The 18,003-nt window shown below is 50.0% G+C and carries 9 protein-coding genes; 2 read left to right on the top strand and 7 right to left on the bottom strand.

What is annotated here, in order from left to right:
- Window positions 1–26 precede the first annotated feature (26 nt).
- From LKD23_RS13035 to LKD23_RS06405, 7 genes are all read right to left on the bottom strand, one after another.
- The gene (locus tag LKD23_RS13035; RefSeq protein ID WP_255668144.1) at window positions 27–9,353 is read right to left on the bottom strand and encodes a helicase-like domain-containing protein; all 9,327 of its coding nucleotides are present in this window, start codon (window positions 9,351–9,353) and stop codon (window positions 27–29) included.
- 11 nt (window positions 9,354–9,364) lie between these two features.
- Complete coding sequence (locus LKD23_RS06430; protein ID WP_227620944.1) at window positions 9,365–11,203, bottom strand: DNA topoisomerase; 1,839 nt, start codon at window positions 11,201–11,203, stop codon at window positions 9,365–9,367.
- Window positions 11,136–12,761 carry a recombinase family protein gene (locus tag LKD23_RS06425; RefSeq protein ID WP_223383313.1) on the bottom strand — a complete coding sequence of 542 codons (1,626 nt, stop codon included), beginning with the start codon at window positions 12,759–12,761 and terminating at the stop codon, window positions 11,136–11,138. The genes LKD23_RS06430 and LKD23_RS06425 overlap by 68 nt, the downstream gene beginning before the upstream one ends.
- A 93-nt stretch (window positions 12,762–12,854) precedes the next feature.
- On the bottom strand, window positions 12,855–13,037 hold the full coding sequence (locus LKD23_RS06420; RefSeq protein ID WP_005945116.1) for a hypothetical protein: 183 nt from the start codon (window positions 13,035–13,037) through the stop codon (window positions 12,855–12,857).
- 227 nt (window positions 13,038–13,264) lie between these two features.
- On the bottom strand, window positions 13,265–13,504 hold the full coding sequence (locus LKD23_RS06415) for a replication initiator protein A (RefSeq protein WP_005945119.1): 240 nt from the start codon (window positions 13,502–13,504) through the stop codon (window positions 13,265–13,267).
- Window positions 13,505–14,402: 898 nt separating this feature from the next.
- Window positions 14,403–15,980: a MobQ family relaxase gene (mobQ, locus tag LKD23_RS06410; protein ID WP_044954172.1), complete on the bottom strand. Its 1,578-nt coding sequence runs from the start codon at window positions 15,978–15,980 to the stop codon at window positions 14,403–14,405.
- Between the two features lie 269 nt (window positions 15,981–16,249).
- Window positions 16,250–16,567, bottom strand: coding sequence for a DUF3847 domain-containing protein (locus LKD23_RS06405; protein WP_316541617.1), 318 nt, complete (start codon window positions 16,565–16,567; stop codon window positions 16,250–16,252).
- An 86-nt stretch (window positions 16,568–16,653) separates the two neighbouring features.
- Between LKD23_RS06405 and LKD23_RS06400 the strand changes: the two genes are divergently transcribed.
- Window positions 16,654–17,193, top strand: a complete 540-nt coding sequence (locus LKD23_RS06400; RefSeq protein WP_223383315.1) for an RNA polymerase sigma factor — start codon at window positions 16,654–16,656, stop codon at window positions 17,191–17,193.
- The gene (locus LKD23_RS06395) at window positions 17,186–17,881 is read left to right on the top strand and encodes a DUF4367 domain-containing protein (protein WP_005924698.1); all 696 of its coding nucleotides are present in this window, start codon (window positions 17,186–17,188) and stop codon (window positions 17,879–17,881) included. The genes LKD23_RS06400 and LKD23_RS06395 overlap by 8 nt, the downstream gene beginning before the upstream one ends.
- The last annotated feature ends 122 nt before the right edge of the window (window positions 17,882–18,003 follow it).

Raw genomic sequence — 18,003 nt, 5'->3', positions numbered from 1 at the left:
TCGGAGATCTGACGGGGCATTCTCAGTTACAGTTCCATATCGTGACTTTTCTTTTTCTGCGGTTTCGGCTCTGCCATGCGTTCCGCCTGTTTTTCGTGAAGCTGTGCAAGGATCGACGGTCGTTTCACACTGTCTGCACTCCGCTCAATCTCACGCTTCGGCGCAGGAAGTTCGCTATCCGGTACTTCCTCATCCATGCCAAGAGCCGCATCATCCCCCTTTTCGTCCATATCCAGCAGGGCATTCAATTCTGCAAGCCGTGCAGATTTTTCGTTTAATTCTGCCTCCTGCGGGAACGGACGCTGCACTTCTTCCTTTGCTTCTGCCAACTGCTGCTGTAAGGTTTCCAATCTGCGCTCCACCTGCGGCAGTGTCTTTTCGATGGATGCCAGCGCATTGAGAATACGCTGGATATTTCCAGCCGGGTCACTGCCAAGTTCAATCGTATAACTGCTCTGCCGCTTGATGGTCAGTTTGAATGTCTGGGCGAACGCATCAAACCGGGAACTGATTGCAAACCCTCCCAAATCTGCGATTTGTCCCTCTGTCTTAGCGATCTTCATTGCGGCGCAGGCTGCAAGAATCGCCGAGCCTGCTTCCTTGCGGTCGGTATAAACCCTGTCCTCCACCGTGATGGAGAACTTCTCCTTATCCTGTTCCAGCAACGGCTTTGCCACTGCAAGGTCAGCTTTCAGACCTGCTATGCGCTCTTTCGCTGCCGTGATCTCTGCCGGATACCGCCGTGCAATATCCGATTCCAGGCTGTAAATCTGGCTGGTATGATTGGCCCGCATCAGCTTCAGCTTGCTGACCTGAATATCCAAATCCATCTTTTCCTTGATGTAGGGATTTCCCGTTGCCAATGCTTTGATTTCTGCATAAGTCAGTGCGGTATCGTCCACATCATCACAGGCACGGACAGGAGATTTCGAGGTCATGATTTGCGAGATGAACTTCTGCTTATTTTCCAGAATTTGCCACATATACGAATCGAACGTATTCTCTGTGACGTAACGGAAAATCTTCACTTTCTGGTTGCGGTTTCCCTGACGAAGAATGCGTCCTTCCTGCTGTTCCAGGTCAGAGGGTTTCCATGGGCAATCCAGATGATGCAGGGCAATCAGCCTGTCCTGAATGTTCGTACCAGCACCAAGTTTCGGGGTCGAACCGAGCAGGATACGCACCTGACCGGAACGCACCTTTGCAAACAGTTCTGCCTTTTTGGTTTCGGTATTTGCCTCATGGATGAAGGCAATCTCCTCACGGGGGATTCCCTTTGCCACCAGTTTTTCCCGAACATCATCGTACACATTGAATGTTCCGTCTGCTTTCGGGGTCGATAAATCACAGAAGATCAACTGGGTGGATTTGTCGGGCGTGGATTCTTCCCATACCTGATAGGCATTCTCCACGCAGAGATTGACCTTGCTTTCCGGCTCATCCGGGAGCAGGTCATTGATAAGCCGCTGATCCAAGGCCAGCTTTCTACCGTCATTCGTGATCTTGAGCATATTGTCAATTTTGGGATTGACATTGCCGTTTCGCACCTGCTCTGCACGGTCGGCAAAGCTGCTCACCATTTCCTGCTGTGTTTCACTGGGTTTCAGCACCTCATTGATGTACTCTGCTTCCGGTACAGGCAGATTCAGCATATCCGCTGTCTGTACGTCTGCGGACTCCTTGAACAGTGAGATCAATTCCGGGAGATTGAAAAAACGGGCGAACCGCGTCTTTGCACGGTAGCCCGTTCCCTCTGGGGACAGTTCAATCGACGTAACAGTTTCGCCAAACGAAGCCGCCCAGCTATCAAAGTGTCCAAGATGAAGTTTCTGCAATGTGTCATACTGCAAGTAACGCATGATGGTATACAGCTCTACCATGCTGTTCGATACAGGTGTACCTGTTGCAAAGGTCACACCCTTGCCGCCAGTGATTTCATCAAGATACTGGCACTTTGCAAACATATCCGAGGATTTCTGCGCATCGGTCTGAGCAATACCAGCGATATTCCGCATTTTTGTGTAGAGGAACATATTTTTATAGAAATGGCTCTCGTCCACAAACAGTCGGTCAACGCCAAGCTGCTCAAATGTAACTACATCGTCCTTGCGGCTCTGGTCATTCAGCTTCTGAAGTTTTGCCTGCAAGGTTTTCTTCGTTTTCTCCATCTGCTTGACCGTGAAACTCTTGCCATCGTCCTCCGCTTTTGCTTCTGCAATCGCAAAGGTAATGTCTTGAATCTGCCGCTCGATCATGGATTTCTGCCGTTCCGGGGAAAGCGGAATCCGCTCAAACTGCGAATGTCCGATAATGATGGCATCATAATCGCCCGTAGCAATCCGGGAACAGAACTTCTTCCGGTTGGATGGCTCGAAATCCTTTTTCGTTGCCACAAGCACATTGGCATTCGGATACAGCCGCAGGAAGTCTGCGCCCCACTGTTCCGTCAGGTGGTTCGGCACAACGTAGAGATTCTTCTGTGCCAGACCCAGACGGCGGCTTTCCATGCCGGCAGCGATCATCTGGAAGGTCTTGCCCGCACCAACACAATGCGCCAATAGCGTATTATTGCCATACAGGATATGCGCCACTGCATTTTTCTGGTGCGGCATCAGACTGATCTCCGGGGTCATGCCCACAAACTTGATATGACTGCCATCGTATTCACGGGGACGAATCGCATTAAATCGCTCATTGTAGACCTTGCAAAGTTCCTCTCTGCGGTCTAAATCCTTGAAAATCCACTGTTTGAACGCATCCCGAATCGCTTCCTGTGCCTGCTGCGCCAGCATGGTTTCTTTTTTATTCAGCACTCTCCTTTCTTTTCCATCCTCATAGACGGTATCGTAAATTTTGGTATCCCGGAGATTCAGCGCATCTTCCAGCAGCCGATAGCCGTTAACCCGCATTGTGCCGTAGGTATTCGTCACACGGGGATTACTCCGGTCAAGCGACTTGCCGCTGATATTCCATGCGCCGCTGATTTCCGAATAGGTTGCCTTAATGGAACTTCCGATATAATAACTCGGCGTTTTGAACACCTGCTCCATGAAGTCCGTGATGTATTCTGCCTTGATCCAGTTTGCACCCAGCCGTACTTCAATCTCCGAAGCGTTCAAGTCTTTCGGCTGTACCCGCTTGAGATACTCAACATTGACCTGATACTCCGGGTGGTTTGCAGCAAAGGTTTCTGCTGTTGCCAGCTTTTCCCGGACGTTGCCGGACAGATATTCGTCTGCCGTCACCCACACCTGTGTGACAGGATTGCGGAAGATAACGCCTGCCAGTTCTTCGGTTACTTCCTGCTCTGTCTTTCCGCAAAGTTCTGCCATAAACGGCACATCGACCTTCGCTTTTTCTCCAATGGAGAGTGCAAGAGCTTCACTGGGCGTATCCACCGAGGTAACAGGTTCCGGCTTGCGAATGGTACGTTTCGTGAAAATATCTGCCAGCCGCTTGAGGTTTTTGTCCTCGTCCAGAATTTCCAGCGATGCCAGGAGGCAATAGCTGCTATCCTGCCGGAATGCCCGTTTGTTGGCGGTGCTGTTGATAAGACCGTACTGTGCAGTGAACCGCTTATACTGGTCTTTCAGCTTTCCTTGCAGCAGTTCCACTTCGGCATCTGTGCCATCGTGCAACTGGCAGTCCAGCAGCTTCTGCGTGATTTCTCGCAGGGCGATCATGCCCAGCACACGCTCTGCCGTGACCGCAGGTAGGTCAACCTTGTTCATGTAGGAGTTTTCACGGTAGTAAACCTGTCCATCCACATTGGTGTAGCTGAAATTCTTCACATCCGGGTCTGCCGGGAGCGGTTCTGCACTCTGGTCAAGCTCATCGTCCGTGATTTCCGGTTCTGTGATTTCCGCGTGAATGTTCTCGACAGCAGCCTTTAACTGCTGTGCCAGGTCTGCACCCTCGATGGGCTTGACCGTGGTTTCCTGCTTGCCGTACTGGGTGCTTTCGGTGGTGATCTCGCCCAGCACCATTTCTGGATGCTTTGCAAAATACTGGTTGATAGAATATCCCTCCGGCGTTGTGCCAAGGTCTACCCACTCTGCCCTCTCGACTGCCGCCCGGTCACGCTTCTGTAAGAACAGAATGTCCGCCACCACACTGGTATTTGCATTGCGCTGGAACGCATTGCTCGGCAGGCGAATCGCGCCGACCAGATCAGCACGGTTTGCCAGATATTCACGCACCGAGGAATTTTGCTTGTCCATAGTGCCGCTGGAAGTGACCACAGCCACCACACCGCCCGGACGGACAAGATCAAGGCTTTTTGCGATAAAGTAATCGTGGATCAGGAAATTGTGGCGGTCATACCGCTTGTCCGGCACTTTGTAATTGCCGAATGGGACATTGCCCACCACGCAGTCAAAGAAGCTGTCCGGGAACTGCATCGTTTCAAATCCCTGCACAGCGATTTTGTTCTTCTGATAAAGCTGCTTTGCGATTCGTCCCGATACGCTGTCCAGCTCCACACCATACATCTTGATGTTCTCCATGCTTTCAGGCACAAGACCCATGAAGTTGCCCACTCCACATGACGGCTCCAGCACATTGCCTTTGCTCAGACCCATGTTGGAAAGGGCTTCATACATTGCCTTGATAACCGTAGGTGAGGTGTAGAAAGCATTCAGCGTGGATGCCCGCGCTTCGCTGTACTCATCTGCCGGGAGCAGAGATTTCAGTTCCGCATACTCCTTTGCCCAATCCGCATTCTTCTCATCGAATGCCTGCGGAATGCCGCCCCAGCCGACATACCGGGAAAGGACTTTCTGCTCTTCTGCGGTCGCTTGCCGCTGTTCCGCATCCAGTGTTTGCAGCAATCGGATAGCTTCAATATTTGCTTTGAATTTCGTCTTAGCTCCTCCTGCGCCAAGATCATCGTCTGTGATACGGAAATTGATAGGCTTCTGGTTTGGCTGTGCAGGCGGCTTCTGCGCGGTAGCCGTGTCCAGCGGCAGATTCTCCTTTTTCCGTGCCTGGTTGACCTCTTCCGGGGTCATAGGCTTGCTGGTAAGGGGCTTAACAGCATCATCTGCCGCCGAACGATGGATAGCATCTGTCCGGGTCTGCACATCTGCGATAAGCTGCATCTGTTCCGGGCTAAATTCAGGATTCAGCAATTCTTCCAGACTGCCGCCCTTTTCTGCCACGGCATAGATCACATCCATCTGCTCCGGGGAGAAGTCCTCGTAAGCGACCTGTGCTTTGTCCAGGGATTCAAAGACTTTCCGCTCAATGTCGTTATGATATTGCATATCACCCATTTCATACAGGTGACGCACATACTCAAGCGGCTCAGTACAGAAAATTGGATACCGTACTTCTTTTGCGAGAGTCATATCTTGTAAACTGACGGTTCTATTCTTGAAATCGACCGAATCCACACGAAATTCTCTACCGTCAATCTCAATTTCTGCGTTTCGAGGAAGATATTCTTCCCGACGCAGATATTTGGTTTCATAGTGCGCTCCATCTTCCCCTTGACCGGAAAGATAAACACTCTCACCCCCTTTCCAGAGTTCCTTCCCATAATATGCCCACTGCTTACGAGAAAATCCTGTCACTGGAATTTCTCCCTGTGTAGTTTCCTTATCGAGTAGCTTTGTGTTAATCAGTTCCGTTACTCGTCTGGCGTCATCCCCATAAAACTCAAAAAAGCCATTCTGCTCAAAGCCGACCAGTGCATCAGGGTAACGTGCTTTTAATCCATGATACTCATTTTCTGCTTCAACAGACAGCGGCGGCAAGCCTTCCACTGCGTCTAAGCGATGTGCTTTCAGCGTCTGCTTTGCATCTTCCAGAGTGTCAAACGGGCCTGCGCTCCCTGCCCCCTCGCCCCTAACATCATCAAAACCGTAGTGGTTATAATATTTTCCGTTCGGATATTGCAGAATAGCGATACGCTCCACATGACCGTCCTCCATCTGTGAAGTCGAACGGTAGTAGGCTTTCAGTTTCGGTTCAGACGGAGTTTCCTGTTTTTCTCCTTGCTTCTTCTCCGGTGCTGTCTTAATTTCCTGCGACGTAGCTTCTGCCATCATGCCACGCACCCATCGGGGGGCATGAATGTCATTCTGGTAAAGGGCAACTGCATCACGAGAATCTACCACCATATCCTGATAGGTGCGCTGGAAAATATCTTCTACCAGCCAGTCTTTGAAGTTTTCCCAGTTCTCGCTGGCTTCCAGATACAGCGGGGCAGCTTCCGCATTCTGTTCTAACAGTTCGTCGATTTTGTTCCGAAGTTCCTTTTCCGCTTCATCTGCATCCACATCTCGGTCACGGAGATACGGATAGATTTCACTCTGCTGCACCGCATCCAGCATGAAATACAGACATTCTTTGTAAACGCAGCGACTATCTTTCAATGCAGATTTCTGCCCTGCCAGAAGATAATCATTCAGCGGATTCTTTGCCAGTTCTGCATCATACTGGTTCGGTCGAAGCACCCGCGCCGCCCATGCAGGACGCTCCATATCTTTCAGATAGATCAGAGAATCCGTGACACGTTCGATTTTATAAAGGCGGTCATCTTCCAGATAGAGATAATCTCCGATGTTTCTGCCGTACTTTGCCGCCTGCTTCTGGGATTCTTCAACCACTGCGGTGGTTGAATGCTCTTTCGATTCCTTCTCCTGCGCCCAAATATCGAAAAGCGATATTTGTCCTGTCTCAGAAACAGAAATCTCAACAGCCTTTTTCTTTTCCGGGAAGATCGTGTACGTTCCCTCAACATACTGGTGCAGTTCAGCAAGCGTCTTTGATTTTTCCGCATATTCCGGGGAATCCAACGGAACGGAAAGAAGTGCTGCGTCCATCTTTTCCAGAAGTTCTGCCGCCTGTTCCGGGTCAGCCAGCATGACGGGCAGTTTCTTTCTGGCATCCTCATTCAGCAGTTCCCGCTCAAACGGACGTTCCACTTCATCGGGCAGACGATGGTAGAAACCGATTACCCGATTTGCCATCTGCTCACGCTCGTAACTCGGCATCCGGCTGTAATCCGCAGGTTTCAGATACAAACCCTGGTCAATGAGCTTTGCAACTCGTTCAGCCGCCTGATTCCAGTTCAGCTTTACAAGCGCATCCGGCTTTCCATAGATGCCCCGTGCCAGTTCAAGACCTCTGCCGTCATAGCTGGCATGGGAATTATCTGCACGGGAAAGTGCATGACTGCTGCCACCCACACCGTATCGGTCTTTCAAAAATGCCGCGCGTTCTGCTTTCTCTGTATGGGTAAGGAAGAAACTGTACGTTGCCAGCCTGCCATCCGAATATGGCCCGCCGCCTGCAAGGAAAGCGTTAATTTCATCTTCCGTGATAAAGACTTTCTGCTCATTCCACTGAAAGCCCTCTCTTGCCTGATACGGCCGGAACGGGAGGGCGAACTTCTGAAACTGTTCCGATACCTTGTCCGGGCGGTAGAACTGCATCCGCATCACACTTTTATCTTCGGCGTAAGCTTCTGCCAGTCCCAAAAGACGTTCGTTCAGGTCAGCCAGAAATTCCGGCTGGTCAAGCAGCTTTGCAAGGCGTTCTGTAAGTTCCGGGTATCCGCCGGAGAAGATGGACGTATCGGCAAAGACCATTTCTGCGATACCCTCTGCCATATCACGTTCCATATAGCTCAGGGCTTCTGCGTGTTCATGCAGGGCATTTCCACGGGCAGCATCCAAAACCGATTTTGGTGCATACTCTCCCTGCTGCAGAAGCTGATGGATTCTGCAGCTGACATCTTCCCAAGACAGAAACGCTTTGTTTTTGGGGTCGTTCCGAACCGTATCGCCAACGGCAATCTGCATACCCAGCTCATCGAACCAGACCGCATATTTTGTGCCGCCGATCTCAAAGCCCTTGCCGCCCTCGCCATATTCCTTTTTGACAAAAGCAGTATACTCTTCCGGGGTCTGTTCGGTCATAAAGTTATAGATAAGACGGAGCTGACTTTTGTTTCGATTGCTACCCGTCCGCAGGATTTCATCCACAACTTCTGCCGGAATCGTGATCTCATCGGCATACTGGGCCTGCATCGGGGCTTCGATTGCCCGAATCTGCTGTTCCACGGTCGGCAAACTGGGCAGAGAAAAAGCAGAGGCAATTTCTTCCTCTGCTTCGCTCAAATCCTGTTCGGTTGTGTCAGCGGTTAGTTGTACACCAATTCCTTCAGCACGATCTCTTCCGCCATCGCGGTCAGATTGTTCTGGTGTGCCACCCATGCCATCTGTTCGGCTTCCTTGTTCGGAGCCGGATACTTCTCGTTCAGGCTCTCGATCAGTTCTTCCATCCGGTTCTCCGCCTGCTCGTCGATCTGCGCCAGATGCTGATTCAGCCTGCCGCTCATCAGCATACTCTGATACCAGTTCTTCTTGTTCTCCCTCAGATAAGTCCTGCGCAGCATCCCGTACTTCCCAATGCTCATCGGCTTGTCTTGTACGGTCAGGTTCGGAAACAGGTAGTCCCCCTTGCGGTGATAAGTCAGTTCCATACGGTTTTCCTCCTTCGGTGATGTTCGTTTCAGTTTCGCGCTTTAATGTGCTAAAGTCCATACTGGCATTATACAACCTGTCGGCAGTTTTTGCAAGATGTTCTGTAACTTCTTTTCGGTAAATTTTCTGCATTTCCCGTCCGATGTCACGGAGAACCGCTTCGCATTGTTCCGAAACGGCATTGCCCAGGAATGTCAAGACCGGAAGTTGGTTGAAATCCACGATACGGATAAAATCCTCATCGTCCAGAACTTCCAACGGTTCCTGTCCGCAGCGTCGGGAAAGGATATAGAAAATGCTGTTGGTCATCAGCTCCCGGAAACGGACACGGAGATTATCTTCGTCCAGTCCTTCCAGAAATGTGTCTGCCACCTCATATTCCAGACCATCCATCGCTTCTTCCAGATTCTCAGCGGTCAACTGCTGTGCCAGTTCCATCAGCGCAGCATTCATGCTGTCCGTCTGGGTCAGTGCATAGGTATCCGCCAGATGGTCGAGGATCATCTGCTGGTGTTCCGAATAATCAATACGCCAGAGGATCGGCGTTCTGCCGCCCTGCACCAGATGCGTGTCCGCAATGTCAAACACATAGCGCAGCTTTGCCCGTGGACTGGCATCGTCCAGAAGTGCAATGCCCTTTGCACCACGGTTTACCCAGCGGTTCATTTTCTTGTTCCAGACTTCCAGCTCTGCACAGGCAGTCGCGTCAGGACGCTGGGCATGGATCAGCAGAGTATCTTTGAACGAATAGCGGTACAGTCGTGCCGCCACATCCAGATAGTTCATCCAGTCTTTCGGAGAATTGCTAACCCACCGCGCATTCTGCTGGGCAAGTTCCCGAATATCGTTAAATTTTGCCAACTGTTCCCTCCTTACTTCTTAGCTGGTGTTTTCGGAAATTCAAGACTATACTGCGCCCTGCCGTTTTCTACCTGCATCACAAGGTCTGCGGCAAAAGTCTTATCTTTCTTTGCGGAATAGAAATCTTTTACATGAGTGCGTCCTTTCTTCAAAAGGTCAGTTGCCATTTTCTTCGTGAGCGTTTTTTTCATGCCAGAAAGGTATTTACTTTCTTTCCAGAGGGCAAATTTGCACTCCCGGTCAGAGCAGTAAAAGTTCTGCCTGCCCTCGCAGACGGGTTTGCCGCATACCGGGCAGTCCCCGATAGATACCTTATTATAAATAGGTGATTCCTGTACGGTCGGAATCTGCCGGAGGTCTGCCAACATCTTATCCAAAAGTCCGTTGATTTCCCGCATGAAGTCGGCGGGCTTTATTTCGCCCCGTTCCATCCGCAGCAGTTCATTTTCCCACTCGGCGGTCATGCTTGCCGATTTCAGGTAATCCGGGATATTTACGATTGCCGTAACCCCCTCTGCACTGGGAAGAATCTGCTTGCCTCTGCGTTCCACATAGCCAGAAGATACCAGCTTTTCCAGAATCGCTGCACGGGTCGCAGGCGTTCCCAGTCCTTTCTTTTCCGTGTCTTTTTCAAATTCCTTGTTGCCTGCGGTTTCCATTGCAGAAAGCAGGGTATCTTCAGTAAATGCTTTCGGCGGGGAGGTAAAGCCCTGCTTTTTCTCCGCACTCACTACAGGAATCACCGCGCCCTGTTCCAGTTTCTTAGGGAATGCCACATCCTTGCTTTTTTCCTGTTCTGCAAATGGAACAGGCATTGCGGTATGGCCTGCCTGCAAAACATTTTTGTATTTTGCAGTGAATTTCCTGTCCTGACAGCATACTGTTACCAGAACATCCTCGTAGATGTACGGCGACTGCACTGCCTGCTGCATCTTCCAGACGATGAGGGCAAAGACCTTTTCTTTATCCCCGGATAGGTTATTCTGTTCACGTTTGCAGCTTTCCAGTGTCGGCAGAATCGCATGGTGGTCAGTGACTTTTTTGTTATTGACCACCTGCTTTACTCCATCTGCTTCACCGCCATAATGTTTGAGCAACTCTGTCATGGTCTGCTGCATATCTTCCGTGATGTACTGGCTGTCCGTTCGCGGGTATGTCACCAGCTTTTCTTCGTACAACTCCTGTACGATCTTCAATGTCTGGCTGGCGGTAAAGCCATAATAGCGGTTGGCTTCTCGCTGCAAGGTCGTTAAGTCGTACAGCTTCGGGGCGGACTGCTCTTTCCGCTTGTGCTCAATGCTGCAGACCACGGCACATTGTCCATCACAAGCTGCCCGCATGGTATCCGCATCCTGCTCCTGTGCCATCCGTTCCGATTCTGCCACGATGCCATTTCCCGTGATTTCCACCTTGTAGTACGGCTCTTTTACAAAGTTCTGGATTTTGCTTTGCCGTTCCGTCAGCATTGCCAGTGTCGGAGTCTGAACCCGTCCAATGGTCTGCCGTCTGCCGTATTTCTTTGTGAATGCCCGTGTGCCATTCATGCCAATCAGCCAGTCCGCCTTTGCCCTGCACTCCGAAGCGGCAAACAGGTTGTCGTACTCTGCGCCATCCTTTAAGGAATCAAAGCCTTGCTGGATAGCGGCATCTTCCATGCTGCTGATCCACAGCCGTTTAACCAGGAGTTTGCTGCCTGCCAGCCCGTACACGCGGCGAAAGATTGCTTCACCCTCACGCCCTGCGTCTGTAGGATAGTTCTCGGAGGTGACTTTTCTGACTTTGTTACTCGATGGCATCCAATGGGCCGATAAAGCGGTAGAAAATCTGGATTTTCTGGACGTATTCGCCATCGACCTTTTCCGCTCTGGATACCAGAATCTTGTCAATCAGCTGATGCAGAATCTTATAGTTCAGTTCGGTGATACCAGCGTACTTGCTGACTTCATCAATAAAATCCTGAATCTTGTCCAGCTGATCGTGTTCAGCACGGCCTTCCCGCTCGTACTGCTCAATCTTCTCGGTCAGTTCAGCCTGTTCTTTGTCGTAGCGATCTGCAAGCATTTGAAAACGTTTCTCCGGGAGAAGTCCCTTTGATACGTCCTCATAAAGTTTTGCATACAGGTCTTCGATTTCTGCGATTCGTGCTTTACACTGCTTCAAATCCCGTTTGTGCTGCGCCCGGTCAGAGGACACCCGGAGGTGCATCTGATTTGCAATCTTCTTCACAAGGGCTTCCCGATTGCTCACAGCGGCCTTTGCGTGTGCCTGAATGTCCGCAAAGACAGCTTCATGCAGAACACGGGCTTCCAAATTATGCGAGTCACAGGCTTTCGCACCATATTTCCGATAAGTGCTGCAACAATAAAAGGTCTGATCCAGAACACTGTTACGTTTGCGCCTGTGCTCGACCTTGACTAACATCGTTCTGCCGCAGTCTGCACAGCGGACGATGCCTTTGAAGATATTGTCGTAGTCGGTCTTATCGCACATAAAACTACTGGAACGGCTGTAAAGGATTCGCTGCACGTTCTCCCAACGGTCTTGTGGGATGATTGCTTCATGTGTATTCGGAACGATAGCGCGTTCTTCAAACGGAATATAACGCCGCTTTTTGGATTTCATGGACACGGTGGGCTTGGCTTCGTAGATGATGTGTCCGGCGTAGACTGGGCTGTGCAGAACCTGACTGATATAGGCACTGTCCCAATCATACATCTTTTCATCATCAATAAAGCGGCCAAACATCTCTTTCTTGTAGTAACACGGCTTCAAGACTTTTTCATCGTGGAGCCGCTTGGCGATGCGGTGAAGCCCCAGCCCTTCCTCTGCCATTGAATAGATATACTCAACAACGGGGGCGGTGTTCGGGTCGATCACAAGGTGATTGTGGTCGGCAGGGTCTTTCTGGTAGCCAAACGGTGCGCCGCTGGAGATATACTTTCCACTTTTCTTGCGTGTCCGAAGGGCACTCTTGATCTTTCGGGAAGTGTCTTTGGCGTACATTTCATTGATGATGTTTCGGAACGGGGCAATATCCATCTGAGATTGCTCGTTGGAATCATAACCATCGTTGATTGCAATATAGCGGACACCGTGTTCAGGAAAGAAGATTTCCATATACGTTCCGGTTTCGATGTGGTTGCGTCCAAGTCGGGACTGGTCTTTGGTAATGACTGTTGCCACCTTTCCTTCCCGGATATCATCCAGAAGTTCCTGAAAGGCAGGGCGGTCAGAGTTCGTACCGCTGTAACCATCATCAACATAGTACTGGCAATTCCCGAAACCGTTGCGTGTGGCATACTCCATAAGCATTGACTTTTGAGTGCGGATGCTCAGGCTTTCGCTGTTTGAACCGTCATCTTTTGACAGTCGGCAGTATAAAGCAGTTACTTTTTTGTCCTTTTCCATGTGTACCTCCATAATGGAAAAGAGACCTCATCAATCACATTGTAGCGGATGCTGCGTGACGATGCAAGCCCTTTTCCGCAGTAAAACGTCCAATTAGCCAGCGGCGAGATACGATTCGGCAGTTTTACGAATTTCTTCTTCCACAAGCCGCTGAAAAAGCGTATTCATCGGCACATTGCCGATATAATGGCGTTCCACGATCAGGCGCACGGACTTCGGACTTCTCGGCGCACGTTTGCGTGTGGTGGGCTTCTTCTCAGATTTTTCTTTGTTCAAGGGCAGACCTCCTCATTCATGTGGTGCAAATACGGAAAGGAATGGATGGATGGATTCTATTCGTTTTTCTCTTTTTGTTTTATTACGTTGGTTAGGTGAAAGTTTTCTTTGATACAGTCTTAAAGGCTGCTATACTGCATAGGAAAAATATCTTTTGCGGATGCCATTAAGAATCTGCATCACAGAATCGTGATTTTGGCGGTTCTTGAATCGTGAAAAACGCAGAACTATTCAACATTTGGAATTTTCACAAAGATGTGATTGGGCGAAGAAAACCGCGTTCGTCTGCGCTCAATCAATCCCGCAGCGTCCAATTCCTTAAGCGCACTGGAAACACTGACAGTGCTGCGCCCTAGCTGCTCAGCCAAAGAGCAAATCGTAAAAATGACAAACACGAATCCACGTTCATCTATCCAGAGATTTTTCTGCGAGAGTGTGGCACGGTCGAGTAGCAACACATAAGTCATTTTTGCAGTCTGACTCAGGTCAAGTTCCAAAAGGAAGCGTGGGTATGGGAGAAACGGCGGCAGCGGAGTTTGCGTGGTAAGATATTCTGAAATGTTGATCACCTCCAGCTGAAGCAGAAATCAGGAACAAAGAGTATGTAACGAGAATTGGAGGGTTCCAATTCTCCAGTCGCAGAAAAGCACGAAACAAGTGCTCAACTGCGTTAATAAGTTAAGGTCTCCCATATTGGTCCTCGACTTCCCTAGGAGTGGGGAATCGTCCGGCGGCGGGCTTGCACCGCACCATTGGCATTTCAGCCACCCCGTCTTCGTTATGACCGGGCTGCGAGTTACAGAAGTACCTTTTGTGAAGTACCGGACGATTGAACTATTCACTTGTCAAGGAACATATGGAAGATTTCTGGACTTTGACGGACGAAAAACATCCTTCTACTTGGTAGCCGATGAAAAAGGCCATTTCGTAGCATTGCAAGCAATTTTGTAAACAAAACGTCATAATAGTCCGAGAATGGTCTTGAAAAAGATGCCCTACACTTGGTAGGCATCGAGAACGCCTGTTTCGTAGCATTGGTGAGAAACTTGTAATTGAATTGTAATTCTTGAGACCAAATCTCCGCTTTTGAAAAAATCCTCTCAATAGGTAGGCAACGAAAACAGCCCAAAGACAACCATCTTTTTGAGAATTAACAAAAAGGTCACAAATGACCGGCTTTCAAAGAGGCGCTTCTACTATTAACAGAAAAAGTGGCCTAAAATGGGGGGTGTTGGAGAAAATTTCTGCCTTAAAAGTACGCCTCTACTCACTAGCCAGCGAGAATAGCCAAAAGCCAGCAAAAAACAAATGAATTATGTACTTCTGCCACTGATTGCAACGGCATATCGGTGACAGAAAGATCGTTTAGAGCGATTCTTCGCGGTTTGGGGTGGTAGAAATCGTTTTGTAGTTGGACTTTTTCTGCTGAAGCTGCTCCAGCTGTTTCAGCACCGATTCCTTCTCCGGGGGCTTGCCGCCCGGTGTGGAAAGCTGCTGCTTATTCAGCACCATGTCGATATACTTGCGGATATTTTTCAGGGCAGAGACATCCGGCTGCAAGGTTTCCAGTTTGGTACGCAGTTCTGCGCTGCCGGATTGCAGCGCAGAAAATTCGGCATCCAATGCCGAAAAATCTACCGCTGTGCTGCCGTTCAGTTTCATCAGAGTGCGGACAGCTTTATTAAAGGTGTCCAGCTCCTCTTTGTGCTGGGCGGCATAAGCGTCCTTGGTCAACTTGAAGTTCTTCTTGATAAAGGTGTCGTGGATGGGCTTCAGCTTGGCATGGGCGGCGGCAGCATCCTTGATCTGGGCGATTGCCCGCATACGGTTTTCGTTCTGCTTCAACTGCCTACGGAGAGGGGCGGCGGTCTGGTTCAGGTTAGAAATTGCGGTATCCAGATCCTCGATGGTGTTCAGAGAATGGGCTTTCAGATAGTCCACCGCCCGTTTGACTTCCTCAAAGTCTCGGACAGTGCATTTCAGTTTTGCCTTGCCAGACCAATCGCTGCGCTGCTCGTTGCGGAGGTTGAAGTAATCCACCAGCAGGTCGGACAGCATTGGCTCCTTGGCTTGTTCCAGTGCATCCAAAAGAATCTGCTTCTTTTCATTCAGGTCTGCGATCCAGCGTTGCAGCCCACGAATCGCACTGCGGATGGACTGCATCAGGCTATTGGCGGCGCGAATATCCCGGTTCAGGTTGCCGAGAAAAGTTTCCACTCCACGCTTTTCCATCTGGTGTGCGGCGGGACCGAGATGCACGGTCGGTATCTGCTGGATGCCCTGTCGCTCAAAGGAGCGCAGGTCAACACGTTCCGGGCGGCCAGCCGCTTCCAAATAGCGGTTGGTAATGGTCTCCCAGCCATGCCGCCAGACCTCGGCATACTTCTGGTCGTTCCAGTCCACCGTGTTTTCCTTGTGACACTTCCAGTTGCCGGAAGCGAGCCGGATGCGCTCACCGTTCTCGTCAAGGTCGTAGACCTTGCGGGCTTTCGGGAGCCACTTGCCGTGTTCATCTATTGCCCGGAGCGTCAGCAGAATGTGAGCGTGTGGGTTTCCATCTCCCTTGTCGTGGATGGCAAAGTCGGCAATCATCCCTTTGGAAACAAACTGCTCCTGACAAAACTCTTTTATCATGGACAAATACTGCTCCTTCGGCACCTCCACCGGGAACGCCAGCACGATGCGCCGGGCAAGCTGGGAGTTCCACTGGTTCTCCACAGCTTCTACGGCGTTCCAGAGGGTCGCCCGGTCTGCATATCCGGGCGGCGCATAGGATGGCAGCATGATCTCAGCGTGGACAAGCTCTTTCTTCTTGTTGTAGAATTTTGTTCTCTGGTCGTACTCGCTGAACAGCCGTTCGCCGCTTTGGTAAGCGGCCCCGGCAACAGCGGACTGCCCTTGGCTGCGCTTGACGATGGTAATTTTGAAATGCGGACACGGAATAGGCATCACCCCCAAACAAAAAGACCGCCCAGCAAGATTGCTCTTGGTGAACGGTCTGGAATTGTATTCGGTTTTGCTCGCCGCCTTAGAACGGAGTGCCATGCGCTTCGATCTCAGGCGGGAGCCGCAAAAGGATAGCTGCAAAGCAGCGCAAGGAAAATGCAGTTTTCCTTGGGATGGAATCGGGCTGGCGCACAAACGCCAGCTTCGATTTCATCGAGCCGTCTGCAAGACCGCAATTTCACCGGAACGGTGTATAATTGCGCCCTTTATTCTAAAGGGTGCGGAACGCTGCGGCTTTCGTGCAGGTCGTGAATCATCTTTGCAAGAGCCAGCGCAACTTCCGGCTGACGGAACGCAATTTTCAGCAGCTCCATCACCTGATCGTTGGTGAGTTCTTCCGGCGCAATCAGAAAACTTTCCAGCATTCCGGCACGGGTACACAGCCGATGCACACGGGCCTTGCGGGTCAGCTCTGGTATCTGGTGTTCCAGAATTTTCTCCCGGTGCTGGTAGTAGCGCAGCTGCTGTTCTGCTTTGGCTTTCTCGCTGCGGAGATAGGCGAGATCGGTTTTCGGTTGGGTCAATGGCATCACGCTCCTTTTCAAAAGTTGGTTGTATTCGACATTTTTATTGGTTCGTGGTACACTACACACAATCAATGTGAATAGAGGTGACTGCGTTGCTTGCGTTATATCTAAGTGTGCTTGATGATCGAAACTTTGAAGAAGATTTTACCGAGGTGTACAATACATACAAACGGCTGGTTTACCATACCGCTTACAAAATCATGGATGATTCGTATCTGGCAGAGGATGTGCTACAAGAGGTATTTTTGTACGTTGCAAAAAATTTTTCTAAAATTCATCGAGAAAACTGTCACGAACTCGCTGCTTATCTCGTTAGTTGTAGTAGAAGCCGTGCATATGATATGCTTCGCAAACAACGAGAAGAATTGCTGGAAGATGTCCCAAACGAACCAGATGCCGCTCCGGTGCCGGATGATGCAGCAGTTAGCACCGATAACATTGAACGTCTAACAGAACTGATTGGCCAAATGAAACCGATGTACCGTGATCCGCTACGCCTTTTGGCAATGGGATATACAAACCGTGAGATTGCAAAATCGCTGGGATTAACGGATGAAGTGGTACGAACACGGCTCTTTCGAGGACGAAAACTATTATGGAAGGAGATGAACAGCCATGAGTGAGCGGACAGACATTTCATTTGATGCGGCTTTGATGATGGCACTTCGTGCAGATGCGCAAAGAGAACTGGATTCGCTTCCAACGCCAAAGCAGTTTGAGGAAATCTACCCAGATACGTCCCAATGGGACGAACGAATGACAGAGGCCTTAAAGAAGAAAAAGCACCACCCAGTGTTGAAACGAGTACTAATTGCGGCATTGACACTCGTAATGCTGACGGTTGGTGCTCTTGCGGTCAGCGCTGATTTCCGCAGGGCAGTCTATACGATGATTCAAAAATTTCTGCCCATTGAGATGCAGCTGACTTATCAGGTGGATGGCGAACCGCTGGAGTGGCTCCCGGATGGATACAGCGACCATTATGTGCCGAACGGCTTTGAAATGGACGATGTGCAGAAATTTGAGCGAGCAGAAAACTTTTTACATGTTTACTCGTCAAAAGAAACAGAGGAAAGCTACACAGTCCGTTGCTCAATTATCCAGCCAGGGCAGCAGTCCCTGTTTGATAATGAGCATACAGTGTACGAAACCGTAAAGGTCGGAGAAGCAGATGGTGTACTTGGAACCAGTACGGATGAACATGGAAAGAATGTTTATACTCTAAGTTGGGAACATCGGGGGATTACACATACCGTTATGGGAAACATTCCATACGATGAGATTATGAAAATTGCGGAAGGTATCCGTTAAGAAAGCTGGACACTTGTGAGAGTTCACAAATGTCTGGCTTTCTTTTTGTCTGAACTTACAAAGATGGAAAATTTGAAAAATTTTCTCCTGAAAATTGAAACGAAGCGAATGCGAATTGCGTT

This window comes from Faecalibacterium butyricigenerans (genome assembly GCF_020687345.1).
Lineage (GTDB): Bacteria > Bacillota > Clostridia > Oscillospirales > Ruminococcaceae > Faecalibacterium > Faecalibacterium butyricigenerans.
The sequence above is the reverse complement of the archived record's forward strand: the minus strand, read 5'-3'. Positions and strand labels throughout refer to the sequence as shown.